At 69.8% G+C, this 10,800-nt stretch carries 10 protein-coding genes; 3 read left to right on the forward strand and 7 right to left on the reverse strand.

Going from position 1 to position 10,800, the window contains the following annotated elements; all coding sequences use genetic code 11:
• Positions 1-140: 140 nt before the first annotated feature.
• The 6 genes from HV798_RS12605 to HV798_RS12630 form a co-directional block, all read right to left on the reverse strand.
• The gene (locus tag HV798_RS12605) at positions 141-593 is read right to left on the reverse strand and encodes a hypothetical protein (RefSeq protein ID WP_175192809.1); all 453 of its coding nucleotides are present in this window, start codon (positions 591-593) and stop codon (positions 141-143) included.
• A 19-nt stretch (positions 594-612) separates the two neighbouring features.
• Positions 613-2,091 (reverse strand): efflux transporter outer membrane subunit, encoded by a 1,479-nt coding sequence (locus HV798_RS12610; RefSeq protein ID WP_175192808.1) that lies wholly within the window; start codon positions 2,089-2,091, stop codon positions 613-615.
• Between the two features lie 10 nt (positions 2,092-2,101).
• On the reverse strand, positions 2,102-3,016 hold the full coding sequence (locus tag HV798_RS12615) for an efflux RND transporter periplasmic adaptor subunit (protein ID WP_246288768.1): 915 nt from the start codon (positions 3,014-3,016) through the stop codon (positions 2,102-2,104).
• A gap of 54 nt (positions 3,017-3,070) precedes the next feature.
• Positions 3,071-3,265, reverse strand: a complete 195-nt coding sequence (locus HV798_RS12620) for a DUF1656 domain-containing protein (protein ID WP_175192806.1) — start codon at positions 3,263-3,265, stop codon at positions 3,071-3,073.
• Positions 3,255-5,387 carry an FUSC family protein gene (locus HV798_RS12625; protein ID WP_175192805.1) on the reverse strand — a complete coding sequence of 711 codons (2,133 nt, stop codon included), beginning with the start codon at positions 5,385-5,387 and terminating at the stop codon, positions 3,255-3,257. Before HV798_RS12625 ends, HV798_RS12620 begins: the two co-directional genes overlap by 11 nt.
• 126 nt (positions 5,388-5,513) lie before the next feature.
• Entirely contained in the window at positions 5,514-6,425 is a 912-nt protein-coding gene (locus HV798_RS12630; protein ID WP_175192804.1) for a LysR family transcriptional regulator, read from the reverse strand.
• 154 nt (positions 6,426-6,579) lie between these two features.
• Here HV798_RS12630 and HV798_RS12635 point away from each other — a divergent pair, with 154 nt between their 5' ends.
• The 3 genes from HV798_RS12635 to HV798_RS12645 all read left to right on the forward strand — a co-directional run bounded on the left by HV798_RS12635 (position 6,580) and on the right by HV798_RS12645 (position 9,573).
• On the forward strand, positions 6,580-7,515 hold the full coding sequence (locus HV798_RS12635; RefSeq protein ID WP_175192803.1) for a hypothetical protein: 936 nt from the start codon (positions 6,580-6,582) through the stop codon (positions 7,513-7,515).
• Between the two features lie 134 nt (positions 7,516-7,649).
• Positions 7,650-9,035: an aminotransferase-like domain-containing protein gene (locus tag HV798_RS12640; protein ID WP_175192802.1), complete on the forward strand. Its 1,386-nt coding sequence runs from the start codon at positions 7,650-7,652 to the stop codon at positions 9,033-9,035.
• Positions 9,036-9,045: 10 nt separating this feature from the next.
• Positions 9,046-9,573: a DedA family protein gene (locus HV798_RS12645; protein WP_029953847.1), complete on the forward strand. Its 528-nt coding sequence runs from the start codon at positions 9,046-9,048 to the stop codon at positions 9,571-9,573.
• A 68-nt stretch (positions 9,574-9,641) separates the two neighbouring features.
• On the opposite strand, the gene HV798_RS12650 is transcribed toward HV798_RS12645, so the two are convergent.
• Positions 9,642-10,658, reverse strand: coding sequence for a porin (locus tag HV798_RS12650; protein ID WP_025137784.1), 1,017 nt, complete (start codon positions 10,656-10,658; stop codon positions 9,642-9,644).
• Positions 10,659-10,800 lie beyond the last annotated feature (142 nt).

Genomic DNA, 10,800 nt, shown 5'->3' on the forward strand with positions numbered 1-10,800 from the left:
CTCTCTCCGGGGTAACCCATGCAATGGCTACGCAATCTACGGGAGCGGTCGGCTGAATATTCCTGGATACATTTAAAGAATGTGAAGATTCGGACGGGCCGGCTGCATAGAAAAAAATATCTCGCCGGCCGCCGTTGGCGTTAACTGAGGTTGTCCCAGGCGCGCATGTCGTCATCGGCCAGGCGATGCAGGGGCAGTGGATTGGTCAGGCGGCGGGTCAGCGCCACGGCCTCTTCCAGCGTTGCCACGGCCTCGTGCGGGATGCCGAAGGCTTTCTCGGCCATTTCGCCGTGCCTGGCGGCCGCGGCGCGGCGCGCGGCGTCCGGTTCCACGCTGATCTGGGCCTTGCACAGCCGGCCGAGCCGCGCCTTGTTGTGCTTGAGCCAGAGACCGCGCTGCTTGCGGTCTTCGTGCGATTCCTCGGGGTCCAATTCGACATAGGCGATGGTGAAGGGCCGGCCGGCGGCGAGCAAGGCTTCCATTTCGGCTTCCCATTGCGGCGCGTACCCGGCCTGGGCGTTGGCCGGATTGAAGACACACAGGGGATGACGGCGCACGTCATGAATGCGAAAGGCGTCAGGGGACAGGGACATGGGTCAGGCTCCTTGGAGGTCAATGGGAGGAAGGGGGATGGGCGGCATCGGCCAGCGTCGGCGGCAGGGCCGTCTCGGCCGGGGTTTGCCAGCCGGCGCCCAGCGCCTTGTACAGGCCGATGGCGTGGCGGGTGCGGGCCAACTGGCTGAGCGCCAGGGCGTCGCGCGATTGGTAGGTGGCGCGCTGGGCGGTCAGCACGGCCAGGTAGCCAGTCAGGCCGTTCCGATACAGCCGGGTGGCCCGGGCCAGGGCATCCTGGCTGTCGCGTACGGCGGCGGCCAGGGCCGTCTGGCGCGCCTGTTCGGCATGCAGGCCTGTCAGGGCGTCCTCGACGTCCTGGAACGTGCGCCGCACGGTCTGCGCATAGGCCAGGCGATGTGCCTGTGCCCGCGCCTGGGCGGCGCGCAGGTTGGCCGTGGCCCGGCCGCCGTCGTAGACGGACTGGCTGGCCGACGCGCTCAGCGACCAGATCACGCTGGCGTCGGTGAACAGGTCATGCAGGAGGCTGGCGGCACCGCCCAGCCCGAGCGGAATGACGAACCTGGGGAACCGCTCTGCCTGGGCCACGCCGACATCGGCGGTGGCCGCGGCCAGGCGGCGTTCGGCCGCGCGGAGGTCGGGCCGGTTGCGCACCACGTCGGAGGGCAATCCGGCGGGCAGGGCGGGCGGGACCGGCAGCGGCTGGCCGGCCGCCGTCAGCGCTGCGGCCCAGTCGGCGGGAAAGCCTCCGGTCAGGACGCCGATGGCGTGGGCCAGACGGGCCTGATCGCCTTGCAGCTCGGGCAGGCGCGCCTGGGCCAGTTCGCGTTCGGCGCGCGCCTGGGCCACGTCCGCGGTGGTACCCAGGCCATGGCGGGCGGCGCGCTCGGCCAGCTGTTCGGCGGCGGCCAGCGTGGCGATGGTGTCGCGGGCGATGGCGGCGCGCGCCTGGGTGCTGCGCAAGGCGGCATAGTCCGCTGCCAGTTCGGCCAGCAGGCTGATGCGCAGGGCGTGGCCGTCTGCTTCGATGGCCTGCACGTCGGCGTCGGCGCGTTCGACCGCGCGGCGACGCCCGCCGAACACATCGATCTCCCAACTGGCGTCCAGCCCCAGGCGGTACGCGCGGGATTCACCGATGCCGGGCGGGTAGCGCAGTGCGCGGGCCGAGCGCTGCGCCGTGGCATCGGCGCTCGCGCCGACTTCGGGGCCCTGGCGGCTGGCGACCTGGTCGCGGTCGGCGCGGGCCTGCACCAACCGTAGCCGGGCGATTTCCAGGTCCTGGTTCTGCGCCAGGGCCTGCTGCACCAGTTGATCGAGCAGCGGGTCGTTGAAGGCGCGCCACCAGGCCGCCAGCGTCTGCGCGTCGGCCGGTGCCGCGCCCGGTTGCGGGGTGGACCAGGCCGTTGGGTACGCGGGCGTTTCGGGCTGATAGTCGGGCCCGACGGCAGTGCAGGCAGCGAGCGCGGCAGACAGCGCGATTGCCAGGACGGCGCGGGAAAGGGGCTGTGCGTGGGTCATGGCGCGGGTCCTACATCAAGGCGCGCAGCCAGGTGGCCAGCCGGCCCTGGGCCATGGCGCTCTGGCCGGGTTGGCCGACATCGACGCTGCACGTCATGCCGGCCGCCAGCGTGACGCCGTCCGGCAGCGCGTCCAGCTCGATGCGCACCGGGATGCGCTGGGCCAGCCGCACCCAGCTGAAAGTGGGTTTGACTGACGGCAGCCCATGCGCGTCGGGGCCGTCGTTGTCGTCGGCGATGCCGTGGCCGATCGAGGCCACGCGGCCGGCCAGCAGCGGTTCGAATCCCATCAGCTTGATGCGCGCCGGGGCGCCGTGCCGGATGCCGGCCAGCTTGGTTTCTTCGAAATAGCCGGTGACCCAGAAGCTGTGGGCGTCCAGGATGGCGATGTCCGGCTTGCCCGTCACCGCGTAGTCGCCGGCACGCAGCCGCAGCCGGGTCACGAAGCCGTCCACGGGGGCGCGCAGCACGCTGCGCGCCAGGTCCAGTTCGGCCACGTCCAACAGGGCCCGGGCACGACGCGCGTCGGCCTGAGCAATGGCAACCGCGCGGGCGGCGCGCTGGACGTCTTCGCGGGATACCAGGTCGTCCAGCCCCGCGCGGCGGCGCGCTTCGTCCGTGCGCTGGCGCAGCGTTTCGTCGGCCGCGGCAGCCTGTGCGCGGGCCTGTTCGACGGCCAGCTCGAAACGCCGGGGATCAATGCGGTACAGCACGTCGCCTTGCCTGACCGACTGGTTGTCGATCACGGCGACTTCGGTGACGGTGCCCGAGACTTCAGGGGCAATGCGCACGACGTGCGCGCTGACACGGCCGTCGCGGGTCCAGGGGGCCAGTACGTAGGCATTCCACAGCGCGCAGACCAGTGCGCCGGCGATGGCAAGCGCGGCCAGCGTCAGCGCTGCGCGGGAAAGGGTTTTCAAAGGCAGTGACATGGGGGACGGCAAAGGAAGGCGGCAAGAGAACGGGAATCGGATGGGGAATCAGGCGACCAGGATCAGCAGCGACACCAGCGCAAGCGAGAGCGAGAACTCGAACAGGGCGGGATGCCAGACCTGGCGCAGCACGCCGCTGCGAGCCAGGGCGGCGCGCAGCAGCCAGTACAGCGGCAGCGCAATGCAGGCGTAGAGAAAGAAGGGCGGCACATAGATGCCGGCGATGGCGAATTCACTCAGCACGGGATGGCTCCGAAGCGGCGGGGGCGTTGAAATAGGCGGCCTGGTCCTGGACCCGGCGATGGATATCGGCAAAGGCGGCCATGGCTTTTTGCACGGCCTGGCGCGAGGCCGGGGCCTCGTCCAGGCGGCGTGCCAGCTGGCGGGCGGCGTGCCGCGCATACAGCGTGCGGCGCGAGAGGGGCCTGGCGGAGCCCGCCAGCCGGTCAAGGCCCTGCTGCGCCGCGCGCTGCGCGGCCGGCGGCAGCGTGCGGCTGGCGAGCAGGCGCTGGATACGCAAGACCTCGCGTCCGACATGGATCGCCGCCAGGCCCGGCGCCAGGGCATCTGCCTGCGCGGCCTGGCCTTTGAGGTGGGCGCCCAGTTGCGCCAGACGATGCTGCTGGCGTTGCTGCCAACCGGCCGGGTCGACCCGCTTGCCGCGCAGCAACGCCAGCGCGTCGTCGCGCAGGGCACGTTGCAGCCGGGCGACGTCCTGGCGGGGATTGCGCGGCAGGATTACCTGGAAGGCCAGCAGGGCGAACGCGGTGGCGAGCACCCAGGCGACCGCGTTGTTGGCGAAGTCGAGCGGCGCATAGTGCATGGGGTTGTCTGCCGCAGTCAGCGTATTGAAGGCCACCAGGTAGGCCAGACCGGTCAGCGCGTGGCGGGGCACGCTGGTGGCATAGATGCCTGGCAGCCAGAACAGCGCCAAGGCGATGACCAGCAGGGGAAAGCCGTCCACCTGCGGCAGCACGCCGAAGGCGCACAAGGCGGCGGCAGGCACGGCCAGCAGCGTGCCTTTGAGGAACTGGCGGGCCCCCGCGGGCGGATTGGGGGCGGTGGCCAGCAGCGCGCAATACGGGCCCAGCACCAGCAGCATCATGTCGCCGTGGTCCCAGCCGGTCCAGAGCCAGAACAGGCCGGCCAGCACGATGGCCGTCATCGAGCGCAGGCCATTCTGCAGCGCGCCGGCGTAGTCGCGGTGAAAGCGCACTGGCGCACCGCCCGCCGCAGGCCGTGGCTGTGCCAGCGCGGCCAGGCCGTCGAGCGCGACCTGATAGGCGTGCAGCTGTTCGCGCAGCCGGTCGGCAGCGATGAGCACGGCCGCCTCGTCGTGGGCATTGGCCAGGCGCAGCGGCGCCAGCGTTTCGGCCAGGCGCTGGTCGGCGTCGCGCAGGGTTCGCGCGGCCAGCGCGGCGTCGTCATCGGCCACGGCACGGGCGGCGTCTTCCCAGGCCTTGCGCAGGGGCGCTTGCAGGGCGGCCAATGCACGGTGTTGCGCCGACGGCGCCTGGCCACCCGGGACGGGAAGGGGCAGGACTGCCACGCCAACGTCGGCCAACGGCGCCACGCCACCCACCAGGGCGCTGAACAATGCAGCCATGCCGTTGCGGACCGCGGCAGCGCGCTGCGCCAGGTCTTCGGATTCAGCTTTGCCCGCGGCCAGCAGATCGTCCATGCCATAGATGTCGGCGAGCAGGTCCTGCCGCGTTTGCCGGGCATCAGCGGGGGCCGCGCCTTGTTGACGGGCGATCACGCCAGCCACCGCGGCGGCCAGGCGGGCATATTGCGCCTGCAGTGTGGCGCGCAGGCCGCGCCTGCTGGCCAGGCTGCTGACCAGACCCAGGCAGACGACGCCGATGACCACGGTCGAGCCGCGGCCCATCACGTGTTCAAAGGTGGCTTGGGGGTGGCCCATGGCGCCATAAGTGGCCAGCCCGATGGTGTAGCCCGCCACCACCGCGCCGGACGCGCGGAAGTGGCGCAGCAGCGTCATGGCGGCGACGCACAGGCCCAGCCAGGCACCGAAGCCCAGGATGAACAGCAGGGGCATCTGGCCGGCAACCGCCATCAGGCACACGGCGGCCAGCATGCCTGCCAGCGTGCCGATGACGCGCCAGGCGCCCTTGCCGATGACGGCGCCTTGCACGGGGTGGATGACCAGCAGCACGGTGGAAGCGGCCGAGTAGGGCGTTTCCAGTTCCAGCAGGTAGGCCACCCCCAGCGCCAGCGCGGCGGCGGCGATCGAGCGCGCGATATAGGCGCCGCGCGGAGTGGCGGGATCGAAGCGGGCCAGGGCCGTCAATACGCGGCGAGTCCAGGCGCGTGGCGGGTTCGCGGGCGGTGCCGCAGGGCAAGACATGTTCCGATCGCTCCTGAAAAGTGGCGATAGGAAAGTCTAGGAGTGGAGCGACGCGAGGAGAAGTCGAAAGCCTGCACGGCTGGCGTGCGCGGCGCGCACGTGCCGGCGGCGCAGGGCGGGGGCGTGTCAGGCGGGAGGGCGCGCGTCTTCGGTCAAGACGCGAATGGTCCGGCGCAGCCATTGATGGGCCGGCTCGTGCTGAAAACGCGGATGCCAGGCTTGGGTGATAAGTATCGGGTCCAGCGCCAGCGGCAGGTCGAACAGCCGCACCTTCATACCCATCTGCACGGCGGCGCGCGCCAGTTGCTCGGGCAGCGGCAGGATCAGGTCGGACCCATGCAACGCCAGCAGCGCCGCGCTGGGCGTGGGCACGATGAGCGTGACCTGGCGGTCCAGCCCCTGCGCGGCCAGCGCGGTGTCGATGGGGCCCTGCGTCTTGCCGCGGCGCGAAACGCCGATGTGACCCCAGCGCGCGATCCGGCGGGCGGTGATGCCGTCCTTGAAGAGCGGATGATCGTCGCAGGCGACGCCGACGACGCGGGTGGTGAACAGCGGCTGCACGCGGATCTCGTGGCCCAGCGGGCGCGCGGCGCTGATGAACAGGTCGACGCGGCCGCTGCGCAGCGCCTCATCGTCGATGTCGTCTTCTTCGGGGGTGAAGCACAGCGTGGCGCGCGGCATGTCGTTTTGCAGCGCATCGAGCAAGCGGCCGGCGTAGATGCCGATGAACAGGTCGTGGGCGCGCACGTTGAAGCGCGTGTCCAGCTGCTTCAGGTCGGCCTGTTCGCCCTTGGCAAGCACGCCGCTGGCCTGGCGGATGGCGTCCTGCAGCTGATCGCGCAGCTGAAGGGCGTGCGGCGTGGGCACCAGCGCGCGTCCGGACTGCACGAAGATCGGGTCGCCGGTGGTTTCGCGGATGCGGGCCAAGGTGCGGCTCATGGCCGGCGCGCTCAGGTTCATGCGGCGGGCGGCGCCCACCACGCTGCCTTCTTCCAGCAGGGCTTGCAGCGCGTACAGCAGATTCAGGTCGGGGCGCATGAGACGGTTTGGTGCGTGGCGGAACCGTTCAATTATGCAACGTCTGGCGGTTTCATCCGCGCCGGTTGGACGTGCGCGGCGCGCACGCCTGGCATGCGGCTGCGGTATCGTGGCAGGCCGCATCCGACTTTTTTTTCTGATAACGAGCGCCCGCATGGTTCATCCTCTGTCGACCCCCGGCTATCGCAAGCTGCTTGACCTGCAGCGCCGCATTCATGAATTCACGCTTCTTGCCTGCGCCGACGATGACGTGGACATCCGCGCCCCGGACCTGCCGCTGTGGAGCCGGGCGTACCAGTATCTGTCCATCGCGCCCTTGCTCGGCGGCCTGCAGGTGGAGTATTTCGGTGAACTGTGGGAAGAACCCTTTGCCTGGACGCTGGCCTGCCTGGCGGACCAGGAGGTCGCCGATGCGATCGTGGCGCTGTCGTTCACCGGACCGGACGAAGGCGCCAACGGCACGCGCGAATGGGAGTTCACGCCGCTCGTCGATTCGGCTGTGCGCTTTCCCGTGCTGAAGTCGCTGGCCATCCGCCCCAGCGGTCAGGCCGACCATAATGTGGTGCTGATTCAGCGGGCCGGCACCATCATGGAAGAGTCGGGCGAGATCGCCCGGTTCGTCGCCAAGGCGCCCGCCCTGACCCAGCTGACCGTGCCCAATGCGCCGGATGCGTCTTTCTTTGACGTGCCGTTGCCGTACTTGCAGACCCTGGTGGTCGAAAGCGGGTTCGACACCCAGGCCTTCATCGAGAACCTGGCGTCATCGACCAATCTGACCGCCTTGCGGTCGCTGGATTTCACGGAATCGACCGAGCTGCACTCGACCTGGGCCGACGCGCGCGAAGCCGGCTGCATCACGCCGTTTTCGGCCTACGAACAGTTGCTCCGCAGCGAGACAGGCGAGCGGCTGCGGGCGCTGACCCTGCGCAATACCTGCCTGAGCCTGGAGCAGTTGCAGGCGCTGCAAGCGCTGCGGCCCAAGCTGGGGATGATGGTGGTGCAGTCGCCGCGCGGCGGCTATGTCAGCCACTTCCGCCAGGATGTCTTTCCTTGGCGCCACCTGGTGCAGCCCGACCCGGGCGTGCGGTAAGGCATCGAGCGAACGGCGCCCGGATGGCGCCGAGCCGTACAAGATTTGTCATGTATGGACGTAATGCCTGTTTGTTGCCATACTCGTCGATTGATATCACCCCTACATTGCGACATTTTTGCGCAATATGACCCATGCATAACGACGAAATGTATGCATCCTGGCCGCTGAAGTTCGTGCGCGGCGCAGGCCCCCGCTACCGCCAGATCGCCGATTTCATCGCTGGCGCGGTGGCAGACAACCGCATGCAGCCCGGCGACCGCCTGCCCCCGCAGCGCGGCCTGGCGCAGCACCTGGGCGTGGACCTGACGACGGTGACGCGCGCGTACGCCGAAGCCGGCCAGCGCGGCCTGATCGAACCGCGCGGCCCGCTGGGCACCTTCATCGCGCGGCCCACCGACGAACCCTTGTTGCAGATGCTGGACCTGGGCATGAACATGCCGCCGCTGCCGCTGGGGTGCGATCTGCAGGACCTGCTGCGGCGCGGCCTGGCCAAGGCGATGGAACGCCACGACGTCGGCGTGATGATGACCTACCATCAGGCGGGCGGCGGGCCGGCCGAGCGCGAGGCGGGGGCCGAGTGGCTGGCGCAGTCGGTGGGCCGGGTGGACCCGGACCGGGTGCTGGTGTGCCCGGGCGCGCAGGCCGCGCTGGCCGCGGTGATGCTGGCCTACAGCCGGCCCGGCGACGGCATCGTGGCCGAGCCGCTGGTGTACCCCGGCCTGCTGACGGCGGCCCAGCAGTTCGGCCGCCGGATACTGGTGGCCGACACCGACGCAGACGGCATGACGCCCGCCGGCCTGGAACGCGCCTGCCGCGACGGCGGCCGCCTGGTCTACCTGAACCCCACGCTGCAGAATCCCACGGCGCACACCATGAGCGTGGCACGTCGCCGCGACCTGCTGCGGGCGGCCGCGGCCTGTGGCGTGCGCATCATCGAGGATGACCCGTATTCGCTGTTCCTGCAAGACGCGCCGCCCGCGCTGGCCAGCCTGGCGCCTGCGTCGGTGTTCTACATCGCCACGCTGGCCAAGACGCTGACGCCCGGGTTGCGCACGGCCTTTGTCTTGACGCCCGACCTGGACGGCCGCCGCAACGTGCTGGCCGCCATGCGGTCGTTCGCGGTGATGGCCGCGCCGTTGATGGGCGTGCTGACCACGCAATGGATCGCCAGCGGCATGGCGCAGCAGATCCTGGACGGCGTGCGCGCGGAAGCCCACGCACGCCAGCGCCTGGCGCGCCAATTGCTGCCGGGGCCGTTTCCGTCCGCCGCGGCGGGCATCCATCTTTGGCAGACGCTGCCCGACCGCTGGACGGCGTCGGACCTGGAACGGGTGGCGCGCGACGAAGGCCTGAGCGTGACGTCATCCGAGGTGTTCCACCAGGGGCCGGGCGCGCCCAACGCCATCCGCATTTCGCTGGGCAGCATTCCCGACCGCCAGGAACTGGGGCAGGCGCTGGAGCACCTGGCGGGCCTGGTGCGACGCCGGCCGCGCGGGCTGCGCGATGTCATCGTCTAGGTGACGCGCGATGCTGTTCGAGACGTTCCATGCCTTGCAGGATTCGATGGTGGACTTCGCCAAGACCCACGCGAACTGGCTGGCGCCGATGGGCTTTGCCTTCGCCTTCCTGAAATCTCTGCCGCTGGTGGCGTTGGTGATCCCCGGCACGGCGCTGCTGCTGTCGATCGGCGCCATCCTGGGGCTGGGCGATGCCAACTTCGTGGCGGTATGGCTGGCGATCTCGGTGGGGGCAGCGTTGGGCGACTGGGTGCAGTTTGCGGCGGGCGTCTGGTTCGGCCCCAGCCTGATGCGCAGCAAGCCGCTGCGCAAGCGCCCCGAGCTGCTGCATCGCAGTACGCTGTTCATTCAGAAATGGGGCGTGCTGAGCATTGTGCTGTGCCGCTTTTTTGGGCCGCTGCGCGCCACCGTGCCGATGATCGCCGGCATCTGCGGCATGCGGGCGGCGGCGTTTCAGGCAGCGAACTGGGCCTCGGCTTTCTTGTGGGCGGCGGCGCTGCTGCTGCCCGGCTGGTGGGGAACGCGTACGTTCCTGTAGGCCGGGCGGCAAGCGGCGGCCGGCGCGCGGCACGCCGCGTGCCACGCGCTGCCGCGCTGGATGCTGGCCTAGAACTGATGTCGTATGCCTACCGACGTTTGCAGCGTATGCGATTCGCGGATGTCGACGCGGTTGACGTAGGCATACAGATTGGTGCGCTTGGACAGATCGTACTGGTAGCCCAGCGCCCAGCCGGTGATGTCCGACCCCGTGGCGCGCTGCGCCGATGCCAGCACCGATGACGCCTTGCCCGTGGGCACGGTGACGCCGACGATGAACGAATTGACCTTGTCGTAGCCGGCGGACGGCCCCGTGTTGGCATTGCGCAGGTTGCCGTAGGTGCCGTGCAGCGTGATCCATTCGAAGTCGTACGAGCCCGCCACTTGCAAGTTGCCGGTGGTTTTCTTGTTGGGCAGGCGCGCGTCGGGGTTCAGGCGGTCGTAGGTGAGTGCGGCGGCCACCGGGCCGCTGTTGTAGCGCAGGCCGGCGGTCATGACGCGGTCGTGTGCGTCGGTGGCGAAGGCGTCGTTGTCGTGGGCTTCGAAGCTGTAGCCCAGGCCTGCCTGCCAGCCGTTCATGCGCGGCGTGGCATAGAACACGGCGTTGTTGACGCGGCCGGCGGCGCCGAAGTCGCCGTCGTTGAAGCCCAGGGTGACGTTGTTGGACGATTGCCCCCAACCCGTGCCGAAGGGCGAGCCCACGCCGCTCCATTCGAAGCCGTAGATCCATTGGCGCCCCAGGCGCACCTCGCCGAAGCCGCCGGCCAGCCCCACGTAGGCCCAACGGCCGAACAGGCGCCCCTGCGTCTGTGCGCCGCTATTGGCATTGAAGCCGTTTTCCAGGCGGAACACCGCCTTGTAGCCGTTGCCCAGGTCTTCTGCGCCGCGCAGGCCCCAGCGCGAGCCGGATTGGTTGCCGCTTTTCTGGCGCAGGCTGGATTCGCCATCGCGCCGCTCGTAGGTCGTGCCCAGGTCGATCAGGCCGTACAGCGTGACGCTGCTGGTTTCGGCGGCCGGGGCCGGGCTGACGCAGCTGAGCGCCAGGGCGGCGCCCAGCGTGCGGCGGTGGCGGATGATTCTTTTCATGGTGCTATCCCCTCTATTGGTATTGCGTTGGACAAAAGCATCCCCGGCCGCCCGCGCGGTGCGGGCGGCTAAGGGTGGAACCGGGTGTGGCCTGACCAGCAGTTAACCGGTCAAGGCGATGCGGACGCTGAGGCTGATGTGG

It is taken from the genome of Achromobacter deleyi (assembly GCF_902859705.1).
Classification (GTDB): Bacteria; Pseudomonadota; Gammaproteobacteria; order Burkholderiales; family Burkholderiaceae_B; genus Achromobacter; species Achromobacter deleyi.

What these genes read in the sequence shown, in the direction of transcription:
- HV798_RS12605 (WP_175192809.1), bottom strand. Translation starts at nt 593, where the DNA reads ATGTCCCTGTCCCCTGACGCCTTTCGCATTCATGACGTGCGCCGTCAT.
- HV798_RS12610 (WP_175192808.1), bottom strand. Translation starts at nt 2,091, where the DNA reads ATGACCCACGCACAGCCCCTTTCCCGCGCCGTCCTGGCAATCGCGCTG.
- HV798_RS12625 (WP_175192805.1), bottom strand. Translation starts at nt 5,387, where the DNA reads ATGTCTTGCCCTGCGGCACCGCCCGCGAACCCGCCACGCGCCTGGACT.
- HV798_RS12630 (WP_175192804.1), bottom strand. Translation starts at nt 6,425, where the DNA reads ATGCGCCCCGACCTGAATCTGCTGTACGCGCTGCAAGCCCTGCTGGAA.
- HV798_RS12635 (WP_175192803.1), top strand. Translation starts at nt 6,580, where the DNA reads ATGGTTCATCCTCTGTCGACCCCCGGCTATCGCAAGCTGCTTGACCTG.
- HV798_RS12640 (WP_175192802.1), top strand. Translation starts at nt 7,650, where the DNA reads ATGCATAACGACGAAATGTATGCATCCTGGCCGCTGAAGTTCGTGCGC.
- HV798_RS12645 (WP_029953847.1), top strand. Translation starts at nt 9,046, where the DNA reads ATGCTGTTCGAGACGTTCCATGCCTTGCAGGATTCGATGGTGGACTTC.
- HV798_RS12650 (WP_025137784.1), bottom strand. Translation starts at nt 10,658, where the DNA reads ATGAAAAGAATCATCCGCCACCGCCGCACGCTGGGCGCCGCCCTGGCG.